25 protein-coding genes are annotated in these 26,516 nt (G+C 66.7%); 11 read left to right on the plus strand and 14 right to left on the minus strand.

Going from position 1 to position 26,516, the window contains the following annotated elements; translation table 11 throughout:
* Nucleotides 1-42: 42 nt before the first annotated feature.
* Complete coding sequence (gene rne, locus AC5P56_RS06790; RefSeq protein WP_495231505.1) at nt 43-3,315, minus strand: ribonuclease E; 3,273 nt, start codon at nt 3,313-3,315, stop codon at nt 43-45.
* 407 nt (nt 3,316-3,722) lie between these two features.
* Here rne and AC5P56_RS06795 point away from each other — a divergent pair, with 407 nt between their 5' ends.
* Entirely contained in the window at nt 3,723-4,697 is a 975-nt protein-coding gene (locus AC5P56_RS06795) for an RluA family pseudouridine synthase (RefSeq protein WP_495231506.1), read from the plus strand.
* A gap of 102 nt (nt 4,698-4,799) precedes the next feature.
* On the opposite strand, the gene zupT is transcribed toward AC5P56_RS06795, so the two are convergent.
* From zupT to AC5P56_RS06810, 3 genes are all read right to left on the minus strand, one after another.
* The gene (gene zupT, locus AC5P56_RS06800) at nt 4,800-5,609 is read right to left on the minus strand and encodes a zinc transporter ZupT (protein WP_014647743.1); all 810 of its coding nucleotides are present in this window, start codon (nt 5,607-5,609) and stop codon (nt 4,800-4,802) included.
* A 98-nt stretch (nt 5,610-5,707) separates the two neighbouring features.
* Complete coding sequence (locus AC5P56_RS06805; RefSeq protein WP_014647742.1) at nt 5,708-6,124, minus strand: energy transducer TonB; 417 nt, start codon at nt 6,122-6,124, stop codon at nt 5,708-5,710.
* Nucleotides 6,121-6,471, minus strand: coding sequence for a 4a-hydroxytetrahydrobiopterin dehydratase (locus AC5P56_RS06810; protein ID WP_014647741.1), 351 nt, complete (start codon nt 6,469-6,471; stop codon nt 6,121-6,123). The genes AC5P56_RS06805 and AC5P56_RS06810 overlap by 4 nt, the downstream gene beginning before the upstream one ends.
* A 90-nt stretch (nt 6,472-6,561) precedes the next feature.
* On the opposite strand from AC5P56_RS06810, the gene AC5P56_RS06815 reads away from it, so the two are divergent.
* Together AC5P56_RS06815 and AC5P56_RS06820 are read left to right on the plus strand one after the other, a co-directional pair.
* Nucleotides 6,562-7,161: an NfuA family Fe-S biogenesis protein gene (locus AC5P56_RS06815; protein WP_014037813.1), complete on the plus strand. Its 600-nt coding sequence runs from the start codon at nt 6,562-6,564 to the stop codon at nt 7,159-7,161.
* 10 nt (nt 7,162-7,171) lie between these two features.
* Nucleotides 7,172-8,932, plus strand: a complete 1,761-nt coding sequence (locus AC5P56_RS06820) for a hypothetical protein (RefSeq protein WP_495231507.1) — start codon at nt 7,172-7,174, stop codon at nt 8,930-8,932.
* An 83-nt stretch (nt 8,933-9,015) separates the two neighbouring features.
* Here the strand turns inward: AC5P56_RS06820 and AC5P56_RS06825 are convergent, their stop codons facing one another.
* Nucleotides 9,016-9,429 carry a barstar family protein gene (locus AC5P56_RS06825; RefSeq protein ID WP_014647739.1) on the minus strand — a complete coding sequence of 138 codons (414 nt, stop codon included), beginning with the start codon at nt 9,427-9,429 and terminating at the stop codon, nt 9,016-9,018.
* Nucleotides 9,429-9,881 (minus strand): guanyl-specific ribonuclease, encoded by a 453-nt coding sequence (locus tag AC5P56_RS06830; protein ID WP_041863621.1) that lies wholly within the window; start codon nt 9,879-9,881, stop codon nt 9,429-9,431. Before AC5P56_RS06830 ends, AC5P56_RS06825 begins: the two co-directional genes overlap by 1 nt.
* A gap of 219 nt (nt 9,882-10,100) precedes the next feature.
* Here AC5P56_RS06830 and AC5P56_RS06835 point away from each other — a divergent pair, with 219 nt between their 5' ends.
* Complete coding sequence (locus AC5P56_RS06835; protein ID WP_005410310.1) at nt 10,101-10,712, plus strand: superoxide dismutase; 612 nt, start codon at nt 10,101-10,103, stop codon at nt 10,710-10,712.
* A 131-nt stretch (nt 10,713-10,843) separates the two neighbouring features.
* Here AC5P56_RS06835 and AC5P56_RS06840 read toward each other — a convergent pair whose 3' ends face one another.
* A complete protein-coding gene (locus tag AC5P56_RS06840; RefSeq protein ID WP_049405898.1) occupies nt 10,844-11,692 on the minus strand; it encodes an endonuclease/exonuclease/phosphatase family protein in 849 nt (282 codons plus the stop codon).
* A 162-nt stretch (nt 11,693-11,854) separates the two neighbouring features.
* Between AC5P56_RS06840 and AC5P56_RS06845 the strand changes: the two genes are divergently transcribed.
* A complete protein-coding gene (locus AC5P56_RS06845; RefSeq protein ID WP_014647736.1) occupies nt 11,855-13,420 on the plus strand; it encodes a POT-type proton-dependent oligopeptide transporter in 1,566 nt (521 codons plus the stop codon).
* 7 nt (nt 13,421-13,427) lie between these two features.
* Entirely contained in the window at nt 13,428-14,054 is a 627-nt protein-coding gene (locus AC5P56_RS06850) for a rhomboid family intramembrane serine protease (RefSeq protein ID WP_014647735.1), read from the plus strand.
* A gap of 43 nt (nt 14,055-14,097) precedes the next feature.
* Here AC5P56_RS06850 and AC5P56_RS06855 read toward each other — a convergent pair whose 3' ends face one another.
* Nucleotides 14,098-14,259 carry a hypothetical protein gene (locus AC5P56_RS06855; protein WP_288496565.1) on the minus strand — a complete coding sequence of 54 codons (162 nt, stop codon included), beginning with the start codon at nt 14,257-14,259 and terminating at the stop codon, nt 14,098-14,100.
* A 208-nt stretch (nt 14,260-14,467) separates the two neighbouring features.
* Here AC5P56_RS06855 and AC5P56_RS06860 point away from each other — a divergent pair, with 208 nt between their 5' ends.
* The 3 genes from AC5P56_RS06860 to cfa are packed head-to-tail and all read left to right on the plus strand — an operon-like array spanning nt 14,468 to nt 16,824.
* Nucleotides 14,468-14,770: a GNAT family N-acetyltransferase gene (locus tag AC5P56_RS06860; RefSeq protein ID WP_006455911.1), complete on the plus strand. Its 303-nt coding sequence runs from the start codon at nt 14,468-14,470 to the stop codon at nt 14,768-14,770.
* Between the two features lie 37 nt (nt 14,771-14,807).
* Nucleotides 14,808-15,689, plus strand: coding sequence for a DUF3298 and DUF4163 domain-containing protein (locus AC5P56_RS06865; protein ID WP_134809088.1), 882 nt, complete (start codon nt 14,808-14,810; stop codon nt 15,687-15,689).
* 19 nt (nt 15,690-15,708) lie between these two features.
* Nucleotides 15,709-16,824: a cyclopropane fatty acyl phospholipid synthase gene (gene cfa / locus AC5P56_RS06870; RefSeq protein WP_126411165.1), complete on the plus strand. Its 1,116-nt coding sequence runs from the start codon at nt 15,709-15,711 to the stop codon at nt 16,822-16,824.
* A gap of 151 nt (nt 16,825-16,975) precedes the next feature.
* Here the strand turns inward: cfa and AC5P56_RS06875 are convergent, their stop codons facing one another.
* A complete protein-coding gene (locus tag AC5P56_RS06875; protein ID WP_495231508.1) occupies nt 16,976-19,144 on the minus strand; it encodes a M3 family metallopeptidase in 2,169 nt (722 codons plus the stop codon).
* Nucleotides 19,145-19,274: 130 nt separating this feature from the next.
* Between AC5P56_RS06875 and AC5P56_RS06880 the strand changes: the two genes are divergently transcribed.
* Nucleotides 19,275-19,754 (plus strand): glutathione peroxidase, encoded by a 480-nt coding sequence (locus AC5P56_RS06880; protein WP_049439382.1) that lies wholly within the window; start codon nt 19,275-19,277, stop codon nt 19,752-19,754.
* A gap of 75 nt (nt 19,755-19,829) precedes the next feature.
* Here AC5P56_RS06880 and AC5P56_RS06885 read toward each other — a convergent pair whose 3' ends face one another.
* The 5 genes from AC5P56_RS06885 to AC5P56_RS06905 form a co-directional block, all read right to left on the minus strand.
* Complete coding sequence (locus AC5P56_RS06885; protein WP_005417572.1) at nt 19,830-20,609, minus strand: ferredoxin--NADP reductase; 780 nt, start codon at nt 20,607-20,609, stop codon at nt 19,830-19,832.
* A gap of 80 nt (nt 20,610-20,689) precedes the next feature.
* On the minus strand, nt 20,690-22,561 hold the full coding sequence (locus AC5P56_RS06890; RefSeq protein WP_049442434.1) for an ABC transporter ATP-binding protein: 1,872 nt from the start codon (nt 22,559-22,561) through the stop codon (nt 20,690-20,692).
* A 188-nt stretch (nt 22,562-22,749) separates the two neighbouring features.
* Nucleotides 22,750-23,202 carry a carboxymuconolactone decarboxylase family protein gene (locus AC5P56_RS06895; RefSeq protein ID WP_134809081.1) on the minus strand — a complete coding sequence of 151 codons (453 nt, stop codon included), beginning with the start codon at nt 23,200-23,202 and terminating at the stop codon, nt 22,750-22,752.
* 174 nt (nt 23,203-23,376) lie between these two features.
* A complete protein-coding gene (locus tag AC5P56_RS06900) occupies nt 23,377-23,841 on the minus strand; it encodes a hypothetical protein (protein WP_227864535.1) in 465 nt (154 codons plus the stop codon).
* Between the two features lie 57 nt (nt 23,842-23,898).
* Nucleotides 23,899-24,783 carry an RNA polymerase sigma-70 factor gene (locus AC5P56_RS06905; RefSeq protein WP_227864536.1) on the minus strand — a complete coding sequence of 295 codons (885 nt, stop codon included), beginning with the start codon at nt 24,781-24,783 and terminating at the stop codon, nt 23,899-23,901.
* A 146-nt stretch (nt 24,784-24,929) separates the two neighbouring features.
* Here AC5P56_RS06905 and AC5P56_RS06910 point away from each other — a divergent pair, with 146 nt between their 5' ends.
* Nucleotides 24,930-26,447: a fumarate hydratase gene (locus AC5P56_RS06910; protein ID WP_014647726.1), complete on the plus strand. Its 1,518-nt coding sequence runs from the start codon at nt 24,930-24,932 to the stop codon at nt 26,445-26,447.
* Nucleotides 26,448-26,516: the final 69 nt, after the last annotated feature.

The following is a 26,516-nucleotide window of genomic DNA, read 5'->3' on the forward strand; positions in this document are numbered from 1 at the left end:
TCATCGATCCCCGCCGTTCCTTTTCACGCGACCAGATCGCGATCAGTTCGCCGGCGGCGTGCGCTTGGCGGCGTCTTCGTCTTCTTCGTCGGCCTTGGCTTCGGCCGCCTGGGCGGCGGCATCGGCGTGACCATCGGCGACCGGATCGATCGACGGCGTCACCACCGCATCGGCGACCGGGGCCGCAGCTTCCACCGGTGCGGCTTCAACTGCCACCGGAGCGACTGGCTGTTCGGCGACCGGTGCGGTCTCGACAACCGGCTTGGCTTCAACCGCGGGAGCGGCCTCCACCACCGGGGCGGCCTCAACGGCCAGCGGTTCGGCTTCAGCCACCGGGGCCGCTGCAACAACCTCCGGCTTCGATTCCACGACCGGAGCAGCCTCGACCAGGACCGGCTTCACTTCGACCACCGGAGTGGCTTCAACGGCCGGGGCAGCCTCAACCACGACCGGCTTGGCTTCGACCGCCGGTGCTGCAGCCACCACCGGCTGGGCCGGGGTCGCCGCGTCGATGGCATCGAGCATGCTGGTCTGCACCGGCGAAGATGCCGGTTCGGCCTTGGCCACGGTATTGATCGGGGCCTGTACCTCGGCCACCACCGGTGCAGCGGCATCGACCACGGCGCTGCTCACCACCGCGACCGGCGCGGCGACAACAGCGGCGGCGGCACGGACCGGCTTTCCGGATTCGGCAGCGGTCGGTTCGACTTCGTCATCGAAATCGAATTCCGGTTGCGAACGGGCCGGCTGCGCAGCGGCGACCGGAGTGGTCCCGGCGACGCTGTCGTTGCTCTGCTCGGCGACATCAGCGGCATCGGTGTCATCACTGTCGTCCGCGTCGTCCTGATCATCGCCCAGGCCATCGCCGCCGGCAGCGTTCTCGGCGCCACCACGACGGCGGCGACGGCCACCACGACGGCCACGGCGGCGGCGGGTCGCGCCTTCACCGGCCTGCTCGCCGTTGGCGTCGACAGCAGCCTCTTCACCGGTCACGGCAATCGCCTCGGCCCCGTTGCCGGCGTTGGCAGTGGTGTCGGCCGGTGCAGTGGCTTCCGCCGGAGCGGAGGCGGCCGGCGCAACCGGCGCCACCGGCGCAGTGGCTTCCTGAGCGGTCACCCCATTGGCGGCGACCGCCGTGGCGGCCACGGCGGCAGCCGCGGTCACGGCCTCGGCCGGTGCCTCGGCGGTGCTGCGCTGCGGCTTCTCGGCCGGCTTGTCACCGTCCTGCGGCTGGCGCGGCTGCTTGGGCTGCTTCAGCTTCGGCTGCTGCTGGTTCTGGTTCTGGCCCTGCTGCTCGTTGCGCGGCTTGTTCTGCTGATGCGGCTGCTGGCCGTCCTTCTGCTGAGGCTCCTTCTGCCTGCCCTGCTGCGGCTGCTGCTGGGCATTGCCGTTGTTGCCGTTGCGGCCGTCCTTGCGCTGCTCACCGCGCTCCTTGCGGTTGCCGCCATCCTTCTGCTGCTGAGCGTTGCCGTTGCCACGGTTGTCGTCGCGGCGATCCTTGCGGTCCTTGTTGCGATCCTTGTTGCGGTCCTTGCGGCCGCCGTCCTGCTGCTGGCGGGCAACAGGAGCCGCCGGTGCCGGTGCCGGCGCCGGTTCGCCACCGAACACGCGCTTGAGCCAACCGATCACGCCGCCGCTCGGGGCCGCTGCAACCGGCGCTGCCACGACCGGGGCCGGTGCCGCTGCGGCCGGCTCCACTTCCTCGCGCACCGGGGCGGGGGAGGTGTGCTTGACCTGGGTCACCGCCGGCGGCGGGATGTTCAGCTGGCCCTTGGTCAGGGCATGCACCGGCAGCTTGCGCGGGGTGCCGCGCTGGTAACTGGGCTTGTTGCTCTCTTCACCCAGCTCGTTCTCGCGCAGGCGGGTGACGGTGTAGTGCGGGGTGTGCAGCTGCTCGTCGGCGACGATCACGATCGGCGCCTCGTGGCGCTGCTCGATCTCGCGCAGGGCACTGCGCTTTTCGTTCAGCAGGTAATTGGCGATCTCCACCGGCGCCTGGACCAGCACCTGCCCGGTGTTTTCCTTCATCGCATGCTCTTCGGCAACGCGGATGATCGACAGCGACAGCGACTCGACGCTGCGCATGCGGCCGTGGCCGTCGCAACGCGGGCAGACGATCTGGCTGGATTCACCCAGGCTCGGGCGCAGGCGCTGGCGGCTCATTTCCAGCAGGCCGAAGCGCGAGATGCGGCCGACCTGGACGCGCGCACGGTCGTACTTCAGCGCGTTGGCCAGGCGGTTCTCGACCTCGCGCTGGTGCTTGTTGGAGGCCATGTCGATGAAGTCGATCACCACCAGGCCGCCCAGGTCGCGCAGGCGCAGCTGGCGGGCCACTTCCTCGGCCGCTTCCAGGTTGGTCTGGAACGCGGTGTCCTCGATGTCGCTGCCCTTGGTGGCGCGCGAGGAATTGACGTCGACCGCGGTCAGCGCTTCGGTCTGGTCGACCACGATCGAGCCGCCCGACGGCAGGCGCACGTTGCGCTCGTAGGCGCCCTCGATCTGCGACTCGATCTGGAAGCGGTTGAACAGCGGGATGTCGTCCTTGTAATGCTTGAGCTTGCGCAGGGTCTGCGGCATCACCTGCTGCATGAACTCGCGGGCGTGCTCGTACATCTCCTCGGTGTCCACCAGGATCTCGCCGATGTCGGCGCGCAGGTAGTCACGCAGGGCGCGCACGATCAGGCGCGATTCCTGGTAGATCAGGAACGGAGCCGGCTTGCTCAGTGCGGCTTCGGCGATGGCGCGCCAGACATTGAGCAGGTAGTCCAGGTCCCACTGCAGCTCTTCCGCATCGCGGCCGACGCCGGCGGTACGGATGATCACGCCCATGTCGTCGGGAATGTTCAGCTTGTCCAGGGCGTCCTTCAGCGCGGCCCGGTCTTCGCCCTCGATGCGACGGGAAACGCCGCCTGCGCTGGGCGAGTTCGGCATCAGCACCATGTAGCGGCCGGCCAGCGAGATGAACGTGGTCAGGGCGGCGCCCTTGTTGCCACGCTCTTCCTTGTCGACCTGGACGACGATCTCCTGGCCTTCCTTCAGCAGCTCGCGGATGCCGGCCTTGTTGTGGTCGACACCGGCCTGGAAGTAGTCGCGGGAGATTTCCTTCAGCGGCAGGAAGCCATGGCGGCCACCGCCGTACTCGACGAAGGCGGCTTCCAGCGAGGGCTCGATGCGGAAGATCCGGCCCTTATAGATGTTGGACTTCTTCTGTTCCTTCGACGGCTGTTCGATGTCGATGTCATACAACGACTGGCCATCCACGATGGCAACACGCAGCTCTTCAGCCTGCGTGGCGTTGATCAGCATTCGCTTCATTGTTGCGTTCCTCGCAAGCGGCTACCGCGCGGAACGCCATGGGGTTTCGCCTCTGGACACGGTTCGCCGCCCATTCGCGCAAGCGCGGGGAGGGCGGCTTGGGTTTCCAGCGCTACGACACCACGGCAGGCCGCGGGAGCGCTTCACTCTTATGGGTTTTGGGGTGTTACAGGCCGCAGGCAGCTGTCAGCCAGGCTGGAGCGCCACGCGGGACATGTTCAGCACGGTTGCGTGTCAGGCATCCGGCGATGGCCGGGAAGGCCGGTGAGCCGCTAACATGGCCGCCCCGCGGGCGGTGGTCGCGCACTGTGCCGGATTCGTCGGAAGCTGGGCTTCTGGCCCTGAGTAACTTCCAACGAAATCAATCCCTTATCTCGCCCCCCGAGTGTAACAGAATAAACAGCCTGATGACCGTCCAAGACCCCACCAAACCCGCTGGCGACAAGCCTTCCGTGCGCATGATCACCGTTCCCGCCGACCGCGCCGGCCAGCGCCTGGACAACTTCCTGCTCGGCCAGCTGAAGGGCGCCCCGCGCAGCCTGGTCTACAAGCTGGTGCGCAGTGGCCAGGTTCGGGTGAACGGTGGCCGCGCCAAGGCCGAACGCAAGCTCGAGGCCGGTGACGAGGTGCGCGTGCCGCCGGTCCGTCTCACTGAGGAAGGAGACAATGCCGGTCCGCCGGAGGCGTTCATGCGCCGCCTGGAGCAGGCCATCGTCTTCGAGGACGCCCGCCTGCTGGCCCTGAACAAGCCGACCGGCGTGGCCAGCCACGGCGGCAGCGGCATCAGCTTCGGCGCCATCGAGACGCTGCGCGCGCTGCGCCCGGGGCAGACCCTGGAGCTGGTCCACCGGTTGGATCGCGACACCTCGGGCCTGCTGGTCGTGGCCAAGAAGCGCTCGGCGCTGAGCGAACTGCAGGCCTTGCTGCGTGAAGACCACGGCGCCGGCATCCGCAAGCGCTACCTGACCCTGCTGGCCGGGCGCATGCCCGACGGCGTGATGACGGTCGACGCCCCGCTGCACGTGGGCCTGCGCCAGGGCGGCGAGCGCCATGTGCAGGTCAATGCGATCGGCAAGGAATCGATCAGCCACTTCCGGGTGCTGGAACGCCGCGGTGGCCATTCGTACTGCGAAGTCCGCATCGAGACCGGCCGCACCCACCAGATCCGCGTGCACGCCCAGCATCTGGGGCATCCGGTGGCCGGTGACGACAAATACGGCGATCCAGCGGTCAACAAGCGGCTTCGTGAGCAGATCGGGCTGAAGCGCTTGTTCCTGCATGCGGCCTCGCTGGAGTTCGCGCTGGATGACGGCAAGAGCCCATACGTATTGAACGCGCCGCTGGCGGATGAGCTGGTCGAGGCGCTGGACCGGCTGAAGTAAGGATCTCCTGTAGCGTCGAGTCACGCTCGACTGCGCCTCGGTCGGGCCGCGCGGAAAGCCAGTCGAGCATGGCTGGACTCTACAGGGCGAGCCGGGAACCCCTCACCACTTGAACAGCACCAGGCTGATCGCCAGCGTGCCCATGCCGGCCACCAGTCCGTAAACCGTCTCGTGGCCCTTGGCATAGCGCTTGGCCGCCGGCAGCAGCTCATCCAGCGCCAGGAACACCATCACGCCGGCGATCAGGCCGAACACCCAGCCGAACGTGGCGTGCGACAGCGATCCTGACAGCAGCCAGTAGCCAAGCGCCGCGCCCACGGGCTCGGCCAAGCCCGACAGCAGGCTGGCACTGAACGCGTAGAACTTGTTCTGGGTGGCGAAGTACACCGGCACCGCGATCGCGATGCCCTCGGGAATGTTGTGGATGGCGATGGCGAAGGCCAGTGGCATGCCCACCGATGGGCTTTCCAGCGTGGCGAAGAAGGTCGCCAGCCCTTCCGGGAAATTGTGTGCGGTGATCGCAACCGAGGTCAGCAGCGCGACCCGCTTCAGGTACTCGCGGCTGTTCTCGCGGAACGCAGGGTCCTGTTTGTCCAGGCTGTCATGCGGATTGGGAATGAAGTGGTCGATCAGTACGATCACGATCACGCCCAGCAGGAAGGCCAGGGTGCCGTAGGTGAAGCCGGTGCGCTCGCCATACGCCAGTGCAAACGACGCAATGGACTTGTTGAGGATCTCCGACAGCGACACATAGACCATCGCGCCACCGGCAAAGGCCAGGCCGAACGCCAGCAGGCGCGGGCTGGGGCGGCGCGAGAACAGCACCAGCAGGCTGCCGATCGCGGTGGCCAGGCCTGCGGCAAGCGTGACCGCCAGTGCGATCCAGATGTTTTCAGGGGGAATCTGCAGCATCAACCCACGCGATCCTGGTCAACAGACAGCCGCCCCGGGCAGGGCCGGGGCGGCGAGGGCGAGGCGGGCGTCGGCAGGCCCCGTCGGGGTGCGCGCGATCAGCCGCCGCGGCGCAGGCGTTCTTCGATGGCGAAGCACTGGTCCGGCTTCGGCTGTGGCGGGTTGAAGCTGACAGGAACCTGGATGGTGGCCGGCACCGGTTGGCCGTTACGGGTGGCGGCCTTGAACTGCCAGCCCTGCACGGCGGTCTTGGCCAGTTCGTCCAGCTGCGGGTTGCCGGCCCCGGTCAACAGCGCAACCTCGCTCGGCTTGCCGTCGGTGCCGATGGTCACCTTGAAGGTGCTGGTGCCGCCCACGCCCATGCAGGCCAGTTCCAGCGGGTACTGCGGCGGCGGCGTCTTCACCGCGGCCACTTCGGTCGGCGGCGGTGGTGGCGGTGACGGCGGTTCGGACGCGCCACAGCCGGCCAGGCCGGTCGCAGCGATCAGGGACAGGCTCAGCAAACGTACGTTCATGGCAGTTGCTCCGTCAGGGCCGAAGTCTTGGCCGCGCAGATGAAGTCGTTCTCGCTCAGCCCGCCCACATCGTGGGTGGAGAAGCGCACGACCGCGCGGTCGTAGTGCACGCCCAGGTCCGGGTGGTGGTCCTCGCGGTGGGCGATCCAGGCCAGCGCGTTCACGAAGGCCATGGTGGCGTAGTAATCCTTGAAGCGGAAGGTACGCGACAGGGCCTGGTCACCCTCGCTCAGCTCCCAGCCGGGAACCTGCGGCAGCAGTTCGGCCAGGCGGGCCTCGCCGAGCTTGTGGTCGCTGCCTTTGCGCGGCACGCAACGGGCCTGGGCCAGTGGAATCAGGTCGGCCATGGGAATCTCCACCTCGTGTTGACTGAACAATGCGCCGGACGGTGTATAAACCGAATGAGCGGCTGACGCTTACTTGGCTAGAATAGCCTGATGATCCAGATCTCCGACACTGCCCAGACCCATTTCCGCAAGTTGATCGAACGCGAGGGCGTGCCCGGCATGGGCGTGCGCCTGAGCGCGGTTGACCCCGGTACGCCGCGCGCCGATGCCCGGCTGGAATTCGCCGAACCGACCGACCTGCTCGGTGACGAGTGGGCGGTGGACTGCGATGGTTTCACCCTCTATGTCGACGCCGGCAGCGTTGGCTGGCTCGATGGCGCCGAGATCGACATCGTCGCCGGCACCGCCGGTGCCCAGCAGCTGACCATCAAGGCGCCGCGCATCAAGGGCGAAGCGCCGGGTGATGCGGCCTCGCTGGTCGAACGCGTGCACTGGGTGGTGGAGAACGAAGTCAATCCGCAGCTGGCCTCGCATGGCGGCAAGGTGGCCGTGCAGGAAGTCTCGTCCGACGGCGTGGTGCTGCTGCGCTTCGGTGGTGGCTGCCAGGGCTGCGGCATGGCCGATGTGACGCTCAAGCAGGGCATCGAAAAAACCCTGATGGGCCGCGTGCCGGGCGTGACCGCCGTGCGTGACGCGACCGATCATGACAGCGGCCACGCGCCTTACATTCCGCGCGGCAACGTCGCCTGATCGCTGACGCGTGCCTCTGACCCGGGCCGAGCAACTCATTGATCTGCTGCTGGCGCGCCAGCAGCCCCGCGCCGTCCTCGAGAAGTCCACGCGCCTGCCCTATGGCTGGGCGCTGTGGCTGCGCTCGCTGGGGCCACTGCCGCGGCCGTTCCATGCCCGCGAGGTGATCGCAGTTTTCCTGCCGCGCCCGCTGCCGGGCCCGCCAGGCCAGTCGCCGCGGCTGTCGCCGTGGCAGGCGCTGCGCCGATTGTTCTGGCAGGACTGGGACGCCGCGCCGCGCGACCAGCGCTGGATGCGCTGGACCTCGGCACTGGTCAGTGCACTGCTGCATCTGCTGTTCTTCGTGCTGTTGCTGTGGGTGGCGGTGATCCGTACCAGCGCGCCGGACGAAGAGGGCGCCGAGGGCGAGCGCGTGCAGGTGGAGTTCGTCGGCCGCGCGTCGCAGGAAGGCGGTGGCGATCAGCCGGGCGCCGAAGCGGCTGCGGCTGCGGCGGCAGGTCGGGTTGCGCCGGGCCAGGAGGCGGGCGCTGCCTCGGCCCCTGCGCCGCGTCCGGTGGCTGCCGAAACCACCGCCTCATCCCCGGCATCCGCGCCGACCGCCAGCGTTCCACCACCGCCGGCCGACGCCGAGCCGGCGCCGGTGGCCGCGCCGCCGCCTTCGCCCGTCCAGGCCACCGAAGTGGCGCAGGCCAGCACGGATTTCGTGGTGCCGCCGGTCAGTGTGCCGCGCACCGAAGTCAGCGTCGTACCGCGTGACAGCACACTCGCCGTGCGCGAGCGCAGCGTGCAGCCGGTGCAGGCGCCGCCGACACCAAGCCCGGTGCGTACCCCGGAACTGGCCGTGCGCACGCCGCAGGTGCGTGACATCCAGGTGCGCGAACGCGAAGTCAGTACGGTCGACGCGCCGGTGGCTCCCCAACCGCTGCGCAACGCGGAAGTGCAGGTGCGCGTGCCGCAGCAGGACGTGCAGGTGCGCGAACGTGAAGTGCAGGCCGTGGCCGATCCGCAGGTGCGGATGGCGGCGGTGGCCGGGCGTGAGCCCGCCGTACGCGCGCCCACTGGCCGCGACGTGCAGGTGCGGGAACGTGAAGTGGCCTCGGCACCGGTGGCAGCGCCGGCATCCTCCAGTGGCAGTGCCACGGCGACGCCTGCGACTGCGGCCCAGGGCAGCGCGACGCAGGCGAGCAGCAGCGCGCGTCCGTCAGCATCCAGCAGCACACCCGCAAACGCGGGAGCGCGCCCGGCGCCTGATCCAGGCAACTGGGCGACACCTGCCAAGGGCGATGACTGGGGGTCTTCCAGCCGCAACCGCGACGGCAGCAGCAACGGTACCCGCCAGGCCAGTACCGCCGGCAAGGGCAGCGGCCTGTTCAATGCCGATGGCAGCGTGCGCGTGCCTGGCCAGGAGGGCGATGGCCATGCCGCGCGCGGTGCGCCCGGTGGGGCCAACGACGGCTGGAGCAAGGAGCGCATTGCGCAGTCCGGCACCTGGCTGAAGCGCCCGCCGTACGACTACACGCCGACCTCGTTCGACAAATACTGGGTGCCGCAGGAATCGCTGCTGGCCGAATGGGTGCGCAAGGGCGTCAAGGCGATGGAGATTCCATTGCCGGGCACCAACACAAGGATCTCCTGCGTCATTTCGATCCTGCAGGCCGGTGGCGGCTGTGGCCTGACCAACCCCAACATGCAGGACCAGCCGGCCGTGGCACGACCGCCGCCGGACATCCCGTTCAAGAAGGAACTGCAGGAAGACAACGGGAGCCGCTAGGCAGGGGGCCGCGCCGACGTGCTGGCCGGCCCGCGCTTTGGCCTCTGCCAAGGCGTCAGTGCATGCCGGCCAAGGCAGTGACCTTACGCGCTCTGCGACAGGAACACCCAGAACGGTACGTCGCGGCCGACCCAGTCACGGCTGGTCTCGTCCATCACGTCCAGCAGGGTGTCGAAGTCCTTCTGCGGACCGGCGCGCAGCGCGTCCACGTCGGCCAGGAACAGCGCGTAGCCATTGGCCGGCAGCCATTGCAGGTCGCGCAGGTTGTCCGACAGCGCATCCCAGTTGCCGCCGAAACCGGCCGGGAAATCCAGCTGTGCGGCCAAACGGGCGAGCAGGGTGCGCTTGTCCGCGACGCCCTCCAGATCGATGCGGATCACTTTCAGACCGGCATCGCGCATCGCCGCGGCCAGTGCGCCGATGTCGTCGCTGTCGATGGCGTAGACGCCGGCGTTGTTGATGTCATGCAGGCCAAGGCCGAAATCATCGTGGCTCATCACTGCGCTCCCTGGGCCGGTACGGTGAAGCTGCGGAATGACGCGTAATGGTCGTCGGTGTAGTACCACGCTTCCGGCGGATCGCCGCCGGTGACGATGCGACGCGTGCCACGCGTACGCGCGCCAGGGGTGTCGACGGTGTATTCGCGGTAGTAGCCGCGCGCGCGCTGCGGCAGCTGCTGCTCGCGGTTGCCGAAGGTACTGCCGTCCTGGCGGTGCGGGAATGGACCGCCACGCTGGATCAGGGCGATGGTCGCGCGCGCTTCGGCGGGCAGGAACGCGGGAAGTCCGCTGTCCTTGCCGGGCGAGGCGGTGGCAGGCGCGCGCGCGACAGGCGTGCCCTGCAGGTCGGGCGCGAACTGCGGCGCTGGCGGCCTTTGCAGGAAATGGTTGGCGACCAGGCCGAGCAGCAGCAGGGCGATGGCGGTGATCAGCAGCCGGGGGTTGCGCATGGGCAGGGGCGGGCGAGGGTAGTACACGCACTGTAGCGCCTGTGCGCTGCACGGTGCATGAGGAGCGCGCTGCGTCACTGCTGCGTAACAATTGCCGTCGTGCTCACTGGCAGGACGCAATTTCCTTTACATCCCCCTTGGTAATCTGGCGGTCTGTCCCCATCATTCACCGCGCACCGCCCGACATCGTCGGGTGCCCTCGCAATCAGGAGATGCATCATGGCCTACACCCTGCCCAAGCTGTCCTACGCCTACGACGCGCTGGAACCGCATATCGATGCGGCGACGATGGAAATCCATCACACCAAGCATCACCAGACCTACATCAACAACGTCAACGCGGCGCTGGAAGGCACCGAGTACGCTGACCTGCCGGTCGAAGAGCTGGTGAAGAAGCTCAAGTCGCTGCCGGAGAACCTGCAGGGCCCGGTGCGCAACAACGGTGGTGGCCATGCCAACCACTCGCTGTTCTGGACCGTGATGGCCCCCAATGCCGGCGGCAACCCGGTGGGCGACGTGGCCAAGGCCATCGACAAGGACCTGGGCGGTTTCGACAAGTTCAAGGATGCCTTCACCAAGGCCGCGCTGACCCGTTTCGGCAGTGGCTGGGCGTGGCTGAGCGTGACCCCGGACAAGAAGGTCGTGGTCGAGAGCACCGGCAACCAGGACAGCCCGCTGATGGAAGGCAACACCCCCATCCTCGGCCTGGACGTGTGGGAACACGCGTACTACCTGAAGTACCAGAACCGCCGCCCGGAATACATCGGCGCGTTCTTCAACGTCATCGACTGGAACGAAGTCGAGCGCCGTTACCAGGAAGCGATCGCCTGATCGCGTGACGGGATGACATGAGAAGGCCGGGGGAGACCCCGGCCTTTTCTGTTGCAGCAGTCGTTCGATAGTGCCGGCCGCAGGCCGGCAACCGTGCAGTACCGGGGGAGCCGGCCAGCGGCCGGCACTACCTATTCCGCAGTGGCCGTATCGCCCTGCAGGCGCAGGGTCGCCATCACACCCAGACGCAGGCCGGGCAGGTCGCCGTCGGCCGGCAGCAGGATCGGCTGCTGGCGGATGCCGCCGAAATGCTTGACCTGGAACAGCACATCCAGGCCGTGGCCGCTGCTGCCGCCCCCACTGGCCGCCGGCGCCTCGGCACGGCCGCCGGGATTGCGCCGGGCCGGCTGGAACCCCGGCGTGCTGCGCACCAGTTCCACCGTGCTGGCCGAGAAATCGCCGGCAATCAGGCTCGGCATGCCTTCGGCGGTGGCGCCGATCCAGGTCATCAGGTCGCTGGTCTGGTGCTGGCGGGCGCTGGCCTCGTCCGGGTCCGGGCGCAGCCGCGCCACATAGATGTTGACCAGCGCCTCGCCCAGCCTCAGCCGCATCATGCCGGCCGCGCTGAAGGTGCCGGGAGGATGCAGCAGGGTCACGCCGTCCTCGCTGACCGGCAGCCGGGTCAGCATGGCGTTGCCATGCCGCAGCGGCTGGCTGGGCGGATCGGCGGTAACGAAGTCGCAGCTGTAGCGCAGCCGGCTGGCCAGCCAGCAGGCCGGGTTGCGGCCCTGCTGCTGCAGCACCTGCTGCACCGAGATCACGTCCGGCTGCAGCTCGGTCAGCAGCTGTGCGACCTGCTCGCGGCGCTGCTTCCATTGCGCGTCATCGCGGCTGGGCAGCTCCAGCGCGGCGACCGTCAGCTGCCTGGGGTCGCTCTCGCTGGCAACGGCGGCCGGCGCCTGTGGTCGTGCCTGCGCCTGCAACGCCAGCAACAGCGCAAGGCAGCTGAGCAGGAGGCGGGCGTGGGCGAGGGGGCGCATAACGATAAGTTTACGCTTTTGTCGTGCAGGTGCCGTGACTTCCGGCAGGGCCTGCACTGCCTGCCATGGATTGGCACCGTTGTCATGCAGCCCTGCAGCGTGCTTCGCAAGCCCCGGTTCCGGTAACCTTGCGCCTTTCGCTTTGCAGGAATGCCTTACAGGATGAGCCACGACGCAGTCGCCCCCATCGCCGGCCAGGGAAAGATGCCGCGCCAGATTCCGTACATCATCGGCAATGAGGCCTGCGAGCGGTTCAGTTTCTACGGGATGCGCAACATCCTGGTGCAGTTCCTGATCACCTCGCTGCTGCTGCAGGAAATCACTGCCGAAGGCCGTGCCGGTGAAGCCAAGGACATCATGCACAGCTTCATGATCGGCGTGTATTTCTTCCCGCTGCTCGGTGGCTGGCTGGCCGACCGGTTCTTCGGCAAGTACCACACCATCCTCTGGTTCAGCCTGGTCTACTGCGCCGGCCACCTGTGCCTGGCGCTGTTCGAGAACAGCCGCGAGGGCTTCTTCCTCGGCCTGGGCCTGATCGCGCTCGGTGCCGGCGGCATCAAGCCGCTGGTGGCCTCGTTCATGGGCGACCAGTTCGACCAGAGCAACAAGCACCTGGCCAAGATCGTCTTCGACGCCTTCTACTGGATCATCAACTTCGGCTCGCTGTTCGCCTCGCTGCTGATCCCGCTGGTGCTGAAGAACTGGGGCCCGCAGTGGGCGTTCGGCATCCCGGGCATCCTGATGTTCATCGCTACCTTCGTGTTCTGGCTGGGCCGCAGGCGCTACGTGCTGGTGCCGCTGCCGCCGAAGGACCCGCATTCGTTCGCCAACGTGGTGCGTACCGCGCTGACCACGCGCGTGGCTGGCCAGGGCCGTCCGGGCCTGGTGATCGCCGTGCTTGGCCTGGCGCTGGCGGTGGCCTCGTTCGGCCTGGTCGGTTCGCTGGGCATCGTGATCTGCCTGTGCCTGGCGCTGGTGGCCATCCTTGCCGGCATCGGTGGCGGCACCTGGCTGCAGCTGGACCGCGCCCGTGGCCAGCATCCGGCCGAAGCCGTGGAAGGCGTGCGCTCGGTACTGCGCGTGCTGGTGATCTTCGCGCTGACCACGCCGTTCTTCTCGCTGTTCGACCAGAAGGCCTCGACCTGGGTCCTGCAGGGCCAGCAGATGCAGATGCCAAGCTGGTTCACCGCCTCGCAGATGCAGGCGCTGAACCCGCTGCTGGTGATGATCCTGATTCCGTTCAACAACCTGGTGCTGTATCCGGCCCTGCGCCGCTTCGGCTTCGAACCGACCGCGCTGCGCCGCATGACCGCCGGCATCGCCTTCAGTGGCCTGGCCTGGATCGTGGTGGGTGGCATCCAGGTGGTGATGGACGGCGGCAACGCCATGTCGATCTTCTGGCAGATGCTGCCGTACGCGCTGCTGACCTTCGGTGAGGTGCTGGTCTCGGCCACCGGCCTGGAGTTCGCCTACAGCCAGGCACCGCAGGCGATGAAGGGCGTGGTGATGAGCTTCTGGAACCTGACCACCACCATCGGCAACCTGTGGGTGCTGCTGTCCAACGCAGCGGTGCGCAACGACACGGTCACCCACCAGATCGCGGGCACGGGCCTGAGCGAGGCGGCGTTCCTGATGTTCTTCTTCGCCGGCTTCGCCTTCGTCGCGGCGTTGGCCTTCGGTTGGTACGCGAAACGCTATCGTATGGTCGACAACTACCGTAGCGCCTGAGCCTGACATGACCCCCGTCAATCTGCTGTTGATCGCCATCACCGCCATCCTGTCGTGGATGGCGTTCAACAACCGCAAGCTGGCCGACCGCCTGATCCTGTGGCCGCCGGCCATCGACCGTCACCGCCAGTACGACCGGCTGGTGACCTATGGCTTCATCCACGCCGACTGGTCGCACCTGATCTTCAACATGATCACCCTGTTCTTCTTCGGGGGATTCATCGAGAGCGTGATGGTGCAGCTGACCGGCAGCTACCTGACCTACCCGGCGTTCTACATCGGCGCGCTGCTGGTCTCGATCCTGCCCAGCTACCTGAAGAACCAGAAGAACCCGAACTACCTCAGCCTCGGGGCGTCCGGGGCGGTATCGGCGGTGCTGTTCGCCTTCATCCTGATCAAGCCGTGGTCGATCATCCTGGTGTTCTTCATCCCGGCACCGGCGATCATCTATGCCGCGTTCTACGTCGGCTACAGCATCTGGATGGACAGGCGCGGTGGCGACCGCATCAACCACAGCGCGCACCTGGCAGGTGCGGCGTTTGGCGTGATCTTCATGCTGGCCATGCAGCCGAGCATCTTCACCCACTTCCTGCGCGAACTCTCCAACCCGACCTTCCGCCTCGGCGGCGGTTGATGCGGGTAGCGGGGCGGATCGGGTCCGATCCGCCCCGGCCGGGTCAGGCTGCGGTCTGCTGGCCGTAGGTATCCAGCAGGCGGGCGAACACTTCCTCGCCGATGCGCTGGAAATCCTGATCCTCGGTCTGCCCTTCCACCGCCAGTTGCAGCAGGCCCTCCAGCAGGGCGCGGTCGGTATCGGAATGGGAATTGCTGGTGTGCATGGGAGCCTCCACGGTGGTGCGCATGGTCAACGGTCGCAAGGGTCGTGCCAGCCTGGCCGTACCCCTCCATAGGCGATAGCGGCCGGCCCGCCTCCAGCTTGAGGGCGAAAACTGACGTGAATGGACTGGACTTGCCCCTGTTCAGGCTTCACGCGATCATGGCGCCCGGCTGCGCACCATCCACGCAGTCGCCGCAGGAGACAGTTCCATGGCTTCGGTCACGCCCCCCGGTCTGGCCTATGAGGTCGAGCACGACCTGGCCAACCACCGCTTCACCGCACGTGTGCGCGGACAGCTGGCGGTGCTCGATTACCAGATCAAGCGCAGGCGCATGGTCATCACCCATACCGAGGTGCCCGAGCCGATCGCCGGCCGTGGCATCGCCGGTGAGCTGACCCGCGTGGCACTGCGTTTCGCCCGCGAGCAGAAATACAAGGTGGTGCCGGCATGTTCCTACGCCGAAGCCTTCCTGCAGCGCCACGAGGAGTACCACGACCTGCTCGTTGGCTGAACGCCAGCGGGTCACGCTTCAGCCATGGCAGGCGATGATGTACAAACATGAACAGGGGATCCCGATGAAGATTGGAAACAACCGGCCATTGCACGGCAGCGTGTTGGCCGGCGTGGTGGGCGTGCTGTTGCTGGCCGGTTGCCAGCGTGAAAGCGAGCCGGCACCGGCGACCGACGCGGCGCCCGCCGCCGAGGCGACGGCCGCGGGCGAAACGCCGGCCACGGAAGCGCCGCTGGACCTGCGCGACGTGATCGAGAACAACGAGCGCGAAGTGGTGGGCATCAGCTACCCGGCCGGTATCGACCGTTATCCGGGCCTGGCCCGCGCGCTGCAGAGCTATGCCACGAGTGCGCGCAGCGACCTGCAGCAGGCGCTGGACGGGCTGGGCAACGACAAGCCGACCATGCCCTACGAGCTGTCGCTGAGCTTCGAGAAGCTGCTTGAAACCCCGCAGCTGGTGGTGGTCAGTGCCGACGGCAGCCGCTACACGGGTGGCGCCCACGGCGAACCGCTGGTGGCGCGCTTCGTGTGGCTGCCGCAGCAGCAGCAGATGCTCAGCGCCGAAAAGCTTGTGGCCGATGCCAAGGGCTGGAAGGCGATCAGCGATTTCGTCGCCGACCAGTTGCGCGAACGCGTGGCCACCCGCCTCAGTGGCGAGGACATGGACCCGGCCCAGCTGCAGGAATCGCTGCGCAACGCATCGCGCATGATCGCCGACGGAACCGGCCCGCAGGCCGACAATTTCAGCCAGTTCCAGCCACTGACCGACGACAAGGGGCAGATCACCGCGCTGCGCTTTGTTTTCCCGCCGTACCAGGTGGGTCCATACTCGGACGGCACCCAGACCGCCGATGTACCGGCAGCGGTGCTGTTGCCGCACGTGGCCAAGGACTACGTGGAGCTGTTCGCACGCGGTTGACCGCAGTCGAGGAGGTGGCGTGGATACAGGGTTGCAGGAGCGGGTCGCCGGCCTGCTCCACGAAGCCGGGGTCCGCATCGGCGGCACCCAGCCACAGGACATCCAGGTGCATGACCCGCGCTTTTTCGCGCGGGTCATGGGCCACGGCTCGCTCGGCCTGGGCGAGAGCTACATGGAGGGGTGGTGGGATGCCAATGTCCTGGATGAATTCCTCGTCCACCTGATGCAGGCGCACCTGGATGAACGGGTGCACGGCTGGCGCGAAGTGGCAGACGCGCTGAAGGCGCGCCTGTTCAACCTGCAGGCGGGGCAGGGCAGTTACGAAGTCGGTCGCCGCCATTACGACCTCGGCAATGATCTCTACCAGGCCATGCTCGGCCAGCGCCTGGTCTACAGCTGTGGCTATTGGCGCAACGCCGACGACCTCGACGCCGCACAGGAGGCCAAGCTCGACCTGGTCTGCCGCAAGCTGGGCCTGCGCCCGGGCCAGCGCGTGCTGGACATTGGCTGCGGTTGGGGCGAAGCCCTGAAGTTCGCCGCCGAGCGCTACGGTGTCAGCGGCGTCGGCGTGACCATATCGCAGGAGCAGGCCGAGTTCGCGCGGCAGTTGTGCGCTGGCCTGCCGATCGAGATCCGCCTGCAGGATTACCGTGAACTGGACGAACCGTTCGATGCGATCTTCTCGATCGGCATGTTCGAGCACGTCGGTGACAAGAACTACGCCGGTTTCTTCGAAGTGGCCAAGCGCTGCCTGTCGCCACGTGGCCTGCTGCTGTTGCATACCATCGGCACCAACGTCTCACGGCATCGCACCGATCCATGGATTGCACGCTACATCTTCCCCAACTCGATGCTGCCGTCGGCGGTGCAGATCACCAAGGCGTTCGAAGGCCGTTTCGTGCTGGAGGACTGGCACAACTTCGGCACCGACTACGACCTGACCCTGCAGGCATGGCGGCGCAACGTGGAAGCAGCGTGGCCGCGGCTGGATGCGCACTACGACGAGCACTTCCGGCGCATGTGGCGCTTCTACCTGGCCGGGTCGATGGCCACCTTCCGCTGCCGGCACGCGCAGCTGTGGCAGCTGGTGCTGTCGCCGGAAGGCGTGCCGGGTGGGTACGTGGCGCCGCGTTGATGGCGTGGCTGGGGTCGGAGCCCTTTCCGTCGGAAAGGGATCCGACCCCGGGGTCAGATCCCTTTTCGCAGAAGAGGGCTCTGACCCCGACCACAACAAAAAACCGCCCGGTCTCCCGGGCGGTTTTCGTTTCAGGCGACTGCGCTGGCGATCAGTTGCCGGCGCCGGTCAGGCCACGCTTTTCCAGCAGCGGTTCGATCTGCGGCTCGTGGCCGGCGAAATCGCGGAACAGCTGCATCGCGTCGACGCTGCCGCCCTTGGACAGCAGGGTGGCGCGGAAGTGGTCGCCGTTCTTGCGGCTCAGGCCGCCGTTGTCCTTGAACCACTTCTGGGTGTTGGCATCGAGCACTTCCGACCAGATGTAGGCGTAGTAGCCGGCCGAGTAGCCGCCCATGATGTGGCTGAAGTACGGGGTCTTGTAGCGCGGCGGAACCGGCGCGTAGTAGATGCCGTCCTTCTCCAGCGCGGCGCGCTCGAAGGCCATCACGTCCTTGGCCGCCGGCACCTGGTCCGGGCCGATCTGGTGCCAGTTCTGGTCCAGCATCGCCGCCCCCAGGTATTCGGTGGTGGCAAAGCCCTGGTTGAACTTCGATGCGGCAATCACCTTGTCCAGCAGGGCCTGCGGCATCGCCGAACCATTCTGGTAGTGCTTGGCGTAGTTCTTCAGGATGACCGGGTTGTCGGCCCACATCTCGTTGACCTGCGAGGGGAACTCGACGAAGTCGCGCGGCACCGAGGTGCCCGAGAAGTAGGGGTACTTCACGTTGGAGAACATGCCGTGCAGGGCGTGGCCGAACTCGTGGAAGGTGGTGTTCACCTCATCCCAGGTCAGCAGGGTCGGCTGGCCGGCCGGCGGCTTCGGGATGTTCAGGTGATTGGCGACCACCGGCTTGAAGCCGGTCAGCTTGGACTGCGAGACGTAGGAGTTCATCCACGCGCCACCGCGCTTGGAGGCGCGTGCATACGGGTCGAAGATGAAGATCGCCAGCTGGCTGCCGTCGGCATCGAACACGTCGTAGACGGTGACGTCATCGTGATAGACCGGCAGGTCGGTGCGCTGCTTGAAGGTCAGGCCGAATTCCAGGTTGGCGGCATGGAACACGCCGTTCTCCAGCACGTTCTTCATTTCGAAGTACGGCTTCAGCTGCGACTCGTCGAAGTTGTACTTGGCCTGGCGCACCTTCTCGCTGTAGAAGGCCCAGTCCCACGGTTCCAGCTTGAAGGTCGGCTTGCCTGCGGCCTTCTGTTCCTGGTCGATCATCGCCTGCAGGTCAGCGGCTTCGCGCTTGGCGTTGGCCACCGCGGCCGGCGCCAGCTTGCCCAGCATCGCGTTGACCGCTTCGGGGGTTTTGGCGGTCTGGTTGGTCAGGTTGTAGGCCGCGAAGTTCGGGAAGCCCATCAGCTTGGCCTTGTCGGCACGCAGCTGCATGATGCGCGAGACCAGCGCGGTGTTGTCGAACTCACCGCCACGGCTGCCACGGCTGACCGATGCTTCGTAGATCTTCTGGCGCAGGGCGCGGTTGGCCAGGTTGGTCAGCGGCGGCTGGCCGGTGGTGTTGAGCAGGGTGATCACGTACTTGCCGTCCTGGCCGCGGGCCTTGGCGGCTTCGGCGGCGGCGGCGATCTGCTCCTTGGACAGGCCGTCCAGCGCCTTGATGTCGTCGACGGTGATTGCCGAAGCGTTCACTTCCGACTGCACGTTCTGGCTGAACCTGGTGCCCAGGTTGGCCAGCTCGGCGTTCATCTCCTTCAACTTGGCCTTGTCGGCCTCGGACAGCTTGGCACCGGCGCGCACGTAGTTGTCGTAGTACTTCTCGACCAGGCGCACACCTTCGGCGTCCAGGCCCAGCTGGCTGCGGGTGTCATACAGCGCCTGGATGCGGGCGAACAGCTTGCCGTTCAGCGCGATCGCATCGCTGTGCGCGGCAAACTTCGCCGAGTAGTCGGCCTGCAGCTTCTTGCGGGTGTCATTGGTATCGGCGCCGACCAGGCTGAAGAACACGGTGGTCGCGCGGTCGAGGATGTCACCGCTCTTTTCCAGGGCGATGATGGTGTTGTCGAAGGTCGGCTTGGCCTTGTTGTTGGCGATCGCTTCCACTTCCTTCAGCTGCTGCGCCATGCCGGCGTCGAAGGCCGGGGCGAAGTCGCTGTCCTTGATCCGGTCGAACTGCGGATAATGCAGGGGCAACGGGCTTTCGGCGAAGAACGGATTGGCCTGCTGGGCATTGGTGCTGGCAGCCGGGGTGGCGGCGCCGGCCGAGAAGGCGGGCAGGGCAAGGCCGAGGGACATGGCCACGGCAAGGGCAAGGCGGGTGGTCAAGGCAGGAACTCCGGTAAGGCAAACAAGGGCCCGAGGGTAACCCGGCCGGCGGCGCCCGCACTTGTGTCAAAAGGCATGCTGGCGGGTCCGGGCGCGGGTACCATGCATTTACCGCCCACGGCCCGCCACCATGACCACCGCCTACGATTTCAGCTTCCGTGACCTCGAAGGCCATCCGCAGGCGCTGGCGCAGTACCAAGGGCGCGCGTTGCTGCTGGTCAACGTCGCCAGCCGCTGTGGCTTCACCCCGCAGTACACCGGGCTGGAACAGTTGTGGCAGGACTACCGCGAACGCGGCCTGGTGGTGATCGGCTTCCCGTGCAACCAGTTCGGCGCGCAGGAGCCCGGTGATGCCGCGCAGATCCGCCAGTTCTGTTCGCTGGACTATCCGGTCAGCTTCCCGCTGTCGGAGAAGATCGAGGTCAACGGCGAGGGCGCTGATCCGTTGTGGGCCTGGATGACGCACGAAAAGCGTGGCCTGCTCGGCAGTGCCCGCATCAAGTGGAATTTCAGCAAGTTCCTGGTCGATCGCCAGGGGCAGGTGGCGTCGCGGCATGCGCCCACCACCCGGCCGGAGCAGTTGCGCAGCGCGATCGAAGCGCTGCTGTGAGGTAGTGCCGGCCGCTGGCCGGCAACCCCGTGGGCCAGGAAGCGCCGGCCAGCGGCCGGCACTACCATTGCAGCATCACTTCTCGACGAACGCGCGCTCGAACACGTAGTGGCCCGGTTGGCCGATGCGCGGCGAAACCTGGAAACCCCGGGCATCGAGCACGGTGCGAAGGTCGGCCAGCATCTGCGGGCTGCCGCAGATCATCGCGCGGTCGTTTTCCGGGCTCAGTTCCGGCAGGCCGAGGGTGCGCTGCATCTCGCCGCTCTCCATCAGCTGGGTCAGGCGGCCCTGGTTGGCGAACGGCTCGCGGGTGACGGCCGGGTAGTACAGCAGCTTGTCGCCGATCATCTCGCCGAGGAACTCGTGCTCGCGCAGTTCCCTCTCGAAGTAATCGCGGTAGGCCAGGTCCTTTTCGTAGCGCACGCCGTGGCACAGGATCACCTTCTCGAAGCGCTCGTAGGTTTCCGGGTCCTTGATGACCGACAGCCACGGCGCCAGGCCGGTGCCGGTGCCCAGCAGGTACAGGTTCCTGCCGGGATGCAGGTCGCTGATCAGCAGGGTGCCGGTGGGCTTCTTGCCGACCAGTACCTTGTCGCCCGGCTTGATGTGCTGCAGGCGCGAGGTCAGCGGGCCGTCCTGCACCTTGATGCTGAAGAACTCCAGCTGTTCTTCCCAGTTGGCACTGGCAATGGAATAGGCGCGCAGCAGCGGTCGCGCCTCGGTTTCCAGGCCGATCATCACGAACTGGCCGTTCTCGAAGCGGAAACCGCTGTCGCGGGTGGTGGTGAAGCTGAAGTAGGCATCGGTCCAGTGACGGACCTCAAGCACCGTTTCGGCGCCGAAAGCGGAGGACATGGGCGTATCTATCGAAAGTCGTCGGGGGTGATTCTATCTCAAATGAGACAAGTTCTCATTGGGTGGAACGAGAGGCGTTCTCAGCGGTAACCCGCCGCCTGCAGCTCGAACAGCTCGGCATAGCGGCCGCCCTGCGCCATCAGCTGCGCATGGGTACCGCTGGCCTCGATCCGGCCATCGGCCAGCACCAGGATGCGGTCGGCCATGCGTACCGAGGAAAAGCGGTGGGAAATCAGTACGGCGGTGCGATTATCCGCCAGTTCCCTGAACCGCTGGAACACCTCGAACTCACTGCGGGCATCCAGCGCTGCCGTTGGCTCATCCAGGATCATCACCTGCGCATTGCGCATCCATGCGCGGGCAATGGCGATCTTCTGCCATTGGCCACCGGACAGGTCCACGCCCTGCTTGAAGCGGCGGCCGATCTGCTGGTCGTAGCCGCCGGGCAGGTCGTCGATCACTTCCTCGGCCATGCCGCGTCGCGCCGCGTCAGCGATGCGTGCCTGGTCGTCCATCGCCTCGACCTGGCCGACGCCGATGTTCTCGCCGGCGCTGAGGTTGTAGCGCACGAAATCCTGGAAGATCACCCCGAGATTGGCGCGCAGGTCATCCAGGTCGTAATCGCGCAGGTCGCGGCCATCGAGCAGGATGCGGCCTTCGTCCGGTTCGTACAGCCGCGCCAGCAGCTTCACCAGGGTGGTCTTGCCGGCGCCGTTCTCGCCGACCAGGGCCAGCACTTCGCCGGCGTGCAGCTGGAAATCCAGATGGCGCACCGCCCACTGTTCGGCATCGGGGTAGCGGAAGCCGACGTTCTCGAACACGAAGCCCTGGCGGATCGGCTGCGGCACGCGCACGGCCCCATCGCGCGAGTGGATTTCCGGCTGGATCTGGAAGAACGAGAACAGGTCATCCAGGTACAGCGCCTGGCTGGCCACCTGCGAGAAGCCGATCAGCAGGCCTTCCAGCAGCTGGCGCAGGCGCAGGAAGCTGCCGGCGAGGAAGGTCAGGTCGCCGATCGAGAAGTCCCCGCGCACCGTGCGCCATGCGATGTAGGCGTAGGCGGTGTAATACCCCAGCGTGCCCAGCGCAGCCAGCAGCGTGCCCCAGAACGCGCGGCGCCGTGCCAGGGCGCGGTTGGCCTGGAACAATGCCACCGACAGGCGCCGGTAGCGCTCCACCAGGAAGCGGTGCAGGTTGTAGATCTTCACTTCCTTGGCCGTTTCCACGCTGGCGCCCAGCTGGCGCAGGTAGTCGAGCTGGCGGCGCTCGGGCGTCCACTGGAAGTTGAGGCTGTAGCCGGCCGCGTTGAAGTGCGATTCGCCGATGAAGGCCGGCACCAGTGCCAGCGCCAGCAGCAGGATCAGCCACGGCGCGTAGACCAGCAGGCCAACGGCGAGGCTGGCCACGGTGATCGCGTCCTGCACCTGGCCGAACAGCTGGCTCATCAGGTTCATCCGGCCCATGGTCTGGCGCCGTGCACGGTCCAGCTTGTCCTGCAGGTCCGGGTCCTCGAAGTCCTCCAGATCCAGCGTCGCCGCGTGTTCCATCAGGCGGATGCTGGTGGCGTTGGCGAACAGTTCGGAAAGCAGAGCGTCGGCATAGCTGACCAGCCGGCCGAGCAGGTCCGAGGCGATGGCCAGGCCGAATTCCAGTGCCAGCAGGCCCAGCAGTGGATTGAGCAGGCCGCTGGACAGCGCCTCGCCCAGCGGCGGGAAGCCGGCATCGTGCTGGCTCAGCCGCAGGGCGCTGTCGATGATCAGCTTGCCGACGTAGAGCATCGCCACCGGCAGCAGCGCACGGATCAGGCGCAGCCCCAGGCTGGCCAGGGTGAGCGCGGGGCTGGTCTGCCAGACCATGCGCAGGAACGGCGGCAGGTTGCGCATCGCCTTGAAGCGCTGGCGCAGGCTGGGTTTCTTCGCGGCGGCAGCGCCAGCGGTGGGGATGGCAGGCATGCGCGTATTGTGCGCGCGTGATACGTGCAGGGGGAGTCAGTGCAGCCGTGTTGCCGGCACCGGGGTCAGATCCCTTCGCGAAGCGAAGGGATCTGACCCTCCTGCATCCACGCATTGCGTGGATCCAGCGTGCCGACCAAGGTCGACACCTACCAGCAGCACCGATGAACTGTCGAAGGCGGGGTGGGTCAGGCCGGCAGCGGCGGCAGCAACCCCGCACCGAGGCGGTTCCAGGCATTGATCACCGCGATGCCCATGCTCAGGTCACTGATGCCCTTCTCATCGAAGTGCGGTGCCAGGGCATCGAACGCGGCCTGCGACGGCGCGCCGTCGGTCAGCCGGGTCAGCGCCTCGGCCCAGCCCAGTGCCGCGCGCTCGCGTTCGTCGAAGAAGCGGCTCTCGTGCCATGCCGGCAGCGTGTCCAGCTTGCGCGGCTCGATGCCGCCCTTGCGCAGCGCGGTGCCGTGCATGTCCATGCAGTAGCCGCAGCCGTTGAGCTGCGACACGCGCAGGAACACCAGTTCCATCAGGGTCGGATCGATCGAGCTGTCATGCACGGCCTGGCTGGTGGCCAGCAGGCCCTTGAAGGCCTCGGCGGCCAGGCGGGTGTAGGGGACGCGGGGAGAGGCGTGGTCGGACATTTTCGGCTCCACGGCGGCCACGGTGGCCGCCTTTCCACTACCAGGACGCCGTGGCGTCCCTGTTCGTGACATCGAATGGTCAAAAGCGACATGACGACGGGCCAAGAGCGACTCCAGGTGCGAGTACCGAACTCAAAGACTCCTGTAGCGTCATCGAGCCGCGGGGGATCTCGTTCAGGTGAGCATTTGGAACTCGGCTGCTGACGTGAGAATCAACGCTTTCAATTGGCCAGTATCGGCTTTGATGAGCACGGGTAGAGTGTCCCATTCGCCATATTTTTCAGCAGGAATAAAGTTGCCCTTGACTACCACGAGCCTGACATCCGGACGGATCGTTGATAGTTGCCTTCTTGGTGGTGCCCAAGTTGATTCTTCATTCGGAAAAGGAAAAGAGGCGATTCTGGGCCAATCACCTCTTTCAATTCCGGTGCGAATAGTCAGTACATCCATGAAGCTCTCCAACGTGGGAAGTTCGCAGTCACGGAGCATTCTGCCCTTTGAAATGAATGGAAGGATCGCTACGTCCGGATCTTGGTAAGTGCGCAAATAGCCAAAAACGAGCTCGACTTCATTGAGCGGTACGGCAAATACATCGCCGACGTTCACTTTGATCCTCTTTCTTGGCTTCTTGGAATTCATTGTCGTCAGTTTCCTTTCCATTGCGCTGACAGATTGCCCAAGCCCAAGTCCGTATGTCTAATCGGAGAGTGCGCCTTGAATACCCGGCAGCTTTTCCGGATTCAACACGCTGTACACGTTGGCGATGCGGCCATCGACCACTTCGATGGTGGTGACCGAATGCAGGCGCTCACCCTGGAAGCGCAGGATCGCCGGCTCGCCGTTGACGTAGCCCAGCTGGGCGGGATGCACCGCGCCGCGGCGGGCGATGGCCCAGAACAGGCGGCCGATGCGTTCGGCGCCCAGCAGCGGCCGCACCGCCGCAGTGACCACGCCACCGCCGTCGGAAACCAGCACCGCGTTGGCGTGCAGCAGGGCCTGGATCGCGTCGCTGTCGCCGCGCTGCGAGGCCTCCATGAAGCGCGCCAGCAGCTGCCGGTGCTGGCTGGCATCGGCATTGAAGCGCGGTCGTCCGGCCTGCAGGCGTTGCCGGGCACGGTGCACCAGCTGCCGGCAGTTGGCCTCGCTGTGGCCGATCAGCTCGGCGATCTCACGGTAGTCGTGGTCGAACGCCTCCTTCAGCAGGAAGGCGGCGCGTTCCTCCGGGCCGAGCTGTTCGAGCAGGGTCAGGAAAGCGACCGAGACGTCGTCGGCCAGCGCATGCAGCTGGGCCGGACCGGGCGCCGGGTCCGGCTCCAGGGTGACCGCCAGCGGTTCGGCCAGCCATGGGCCGACGTAGTGGACGCGCTCGCGCTTGGCCGCACGCAGCCGGTCCAGGCCGAGCCGGGTGGTGGTGGTGACCAGCCAGGCCTCGGCATCGCGGACGGCCGCAGGATCGGCGCCGGACCAGCGCAGCCAGGCGTCCTGGACCACGTCTTCGGCGTCGGTGCGGCTGCCGAGCAGGCGGTAGGCCAGCGCCATCAGGCGCGGGCGGTGGGTCTGGAAAGCGGTTTCGGCGTTCATGTGGGCAAGGACGCCGCAGTGGCGCGTGGCGTGACAGAGCGTCGGGGGAATCTTGCCGGCCAGCGGCCGGCACTACCACCCCGGGGCCGGGGGAGGGGGTAAAATGGGTGGATTACCCCCGCCAGCCTCGAGCAAGCGAGCAAGACGTGACATCGATCAAGCAGGAAGACCTCATCCAGTCCATCGCCGACGCGCTGCAGTACATCTCGTACTACCACCCGGTCGACTACATCAAGAACCTTGCCGCCGCCTACGAGCGCGAGGAGTCGCCGGCCGCGAAGGAAGCGATGGCGCAGATCCTGATCAATTCGCGCATGTGCGCCGAGGGCCACCGCCCGATCTGCCAGGACACCGGCATCGTCACCGTTTTCCTGGAAATCGGCATGGACGTGCGTTGGGATGACGCCACCATGGGCGTGGAAGACATGGCCAATGAAGGCGTGCGCCGCGCCTACATGCACCCGGACAACAAGCTGCGCGCCTCGGTGCTGGCCGATCCGGCAGGCAAGCGCATCAACACCAGGGACAACACCCCGGGCGTGGTCAACGTCAAGGTGGTGCCGGGCAACAAAGTCGACGTGATCGTCGCCGCCAAGGGCGGTGGTTCGGAAGCGAAGACCAAGTTCGCCATGCTCAATCCGTCCGACTCGATTGTCGACTGGGTGCTGAAGACCGTGCCGACCATGGGCGCCGGCTGGTGCCCGCCGGGCATGCTGGGCATCGGCATCGGTGGCACCGCCGAGAAGGCGATGCTGCTGGCCAAGGAAGCGCTGATGGAGCCGATCGACATCACCGAGCTGCAGGCCCGTGGTGCGTCCAACCGCATCGAGGAGCTGCGCCTGGAGCTGTACGAGAAGGTCAACGCGCTGGGCATCGGTGCGCAGGGCCTGGGTGGCCTGACCACCGTGCTCGACATCAAGATCAACGACTACCCGACCCACGCGGCCAACCTGCCGGTGGCGATGATCCCGAACTGCGCGGCCACCCGCCATGCGCACTTCACCCTGGATGGCAGCGGCCCGGTGATGCTGGACCCGCCGTCGCTGGAAGACTGGCCGAAGCTGACCTACGACGCATCCAAGGGCACCCGGGTGGACCTGGATACGATTACCCCGGAAGACGTGGCCAGCTGGAAGCCGGGCCAGACCCTGCTGCTCAACGGCAAGCTGCTCACCGGCCGCGACGCCGCGCACAAGCGCATGGTCGACATGCTCAACAAGGGCGAGCAGCTGCCGGTCGATCTGAAGGGCCGCTTCATCTACTACGTCGGCCCGGTCGATCCGGTGCGTGACGAAGTGGTGGGCCCGGCCGGCCCGACCACGGCGACCCGCATGGACAAGTTCACCGAGCAGGTGCTGGCACAGACCGGCCTGCTGGGCATGGTCGGCAAGGCCGAGCGCGGCCCGGCCGCGATCGAGGCGATCAAGAAGCACAAGTCGGCCTACCTGATGGCCGTCGGTGGCTCGGCCTACCTGGTGTCCAAGGCGATCAAGGCGGCCAAGGTGGTCGGTTTCGCTGACCTGGGCATGGAGGCGATCTACGAGTTCACCGTGCAGGACATGCCAGTGACCGTGGCCGTCGACTCCGCCGGCGAATCGGTGCACAAGACCGGCCCGCGCGAGTGGCAGGCCCGCATCGGCAAGATTCCGGTGGTGGTGGAGTAATTCCCGCACGCTTCGGTCCAGACAACGGCGCCCGTGTGGCGCCGTTGCTGTATCTGGAGGCAGGATTAA

It is taken from the genome of Stenotrophomonas sp. YJH_SMC_131 (genome assembly GCF_059367975.1).

What these genes read in the sequence shown, in the direction of transcription:
- rne (WP_495231505.1), bottom strand. Translation starts at nt 3,315, where the DNA reads ATGAAGCGAATGCTGATCAACGCCACGCAGGCTGAAGAGCTGCGTGTT.
- AC5P56_RS06795 (WP_495231506.1), top strand. Translation starts at nt 3,723, where the DNA reads ATGACCGTCCAAGACCCCACCAAACCCGCTGGCGACAAGCCTTCCGTG.
- zupT (WP_014647743.1), bottom strand. Translation starts at nt 5,609, where the DNA reads ATGCTGCAGATTCCCCCTGAAAACATCTGGATCGCACTGGCGGTCACG.
- AC5P56_RS06805 (WP_014647742.1), bottom strand. Translation starts at nt 6,124, where the DNA reads ATGAACGTACGTTTGCTGAGCCTGTCCCTGATCGCTGCGACCGGCCTG.
- AC5P56_RS06810 (WP_014647741.1), bottom strand. Translation starts at nt 6,471, where the DNA reads ATGGCCGACCTGATTCCACTGGCCCAGGCCCGTTGCGTGCCGCGCAAA.
- AC5P56_RS06815 (WP_014037813.1), top strand. Translation starts at nt 6,562, where the DNA reads ATGATCCAGATCTCCGACACTGCCCAGACCCATTTCCGCAAGTTGATC.
- AC5P56_RS06825 (WP_014647739.1), bottom strand. Translation starts at nt 9,429, where the DNA reads ATGAGCCACGATGATTTCGGCCTTGGCCTGCATGACATCAACAACGCC.
- AC5P56_RS06830 (WP_041863621.1), bottom strand. Translation starts at nt 9,881, where the DNA reads ATGCGCAACCCCCGGCTGCTGATCACCGCCATCGCCCTGCTGCTGCTC.
- AC5P56_RS06835 (WP_005410310.1), top strand. Translation starts at nt 10,101, where the DNA reads ATGGCCTACACCCTGCCCAAGCTGTCCTACGCCTACGACGCGCTGGAA.
- AC5P56_RS06840 (WP_049405898.1), bottom strand. Translation starts at nt 11,692, where the DNA reads ATGCGCCCCCTCGCCCACGCCCGCCTCCTGCTCAGCTGCCTTGCGCTG.
- AC5P56_RS06845 (WP_014647736.1), top strand. Translation starts at nt 11,855, where the DNA reads ATGAGCCACGACGCAGTCGCCCCCATCGCCGGCCAGGGAAAGATGCCG.
- AC5P56_RS06850 (WP_014647735.1), top strand. Translation starts at nt 13,428, where the DNA reads ATGACCCCCGTCAATCTGCTGTTGATCGCCATCACCGCCATCCTGTCG.
- AC5P56_RS06855 (WP_288496565.1), bottom strand. Translation starts at nt 14,259, where the DNA reads ATGCACACCAGCAATTCCCATTCCGATACCGACCGCGCCCTGCTGGAG.
- AC5P56_RS06860 (WP_006455911.1), top strand. Translation starts at nt 14,468, where the DNA reads ATGGCTTCGGTCACGCCCCCCGGTCTGGCCTATGAGGTCGAGCACGAC.
- AC5P56_RS06865 (WP_134809088.1), top strand. Translation starts at nt 14,808, where the DNA reads ATGTACAAACATGAACAGGGGATCCCGATGAAGATTGGAAACAACCGG.
- AC5P56_RS06880 (WP_049439382.1), top strand. Translation starts at nt 19,275, where the DNA reads ATGACCACCGCCTACGATTTCAGCTTCCGTGACCTCGAAGGCCATCCG.
- AC5P56_RS06885 (WP_005417572.1), bottom strand. Translation starts at nt 20,609, where the DNA reads ATGTCCTCCGCTTTCGGCGCCGAAACGGTGCTTGAGGTCCGTCACTGG.
- AC5P56_RS06890 (WP_049442434.1), bottom strand. Translation starts at nt 22,561, where the DNA reads ATGCCTGCCATCCCCACCGCTGGCGCTGCCGCCGCGAAGAAACCCAGC.
- AC5P56_RS06895 (WP_134809081.1), bottom strand. Translation starts at nt 23,202, where the DNA reads ATGTCCGACCACGCCTCTCCCCGCGTCCCCTACACCCGCCTGGCCGCC.
- AC5P56_RS06900 (WP_227864535.1), bottom strand. Translation starts at nt 23,841, where the DNA reads ATGAATTCCAAGAAGCCAAGAAAGAGGATCAAAGTGAACGTCGGCGAT.
- AC5P56_RS06905 (WP_227864536.1), bottom strand. Translation starts at nt 24,783, where the DNA reads ATGAACGCCGAAACCGCTTTCCAGACCCACCGCCCGCGCCTGATGGCG.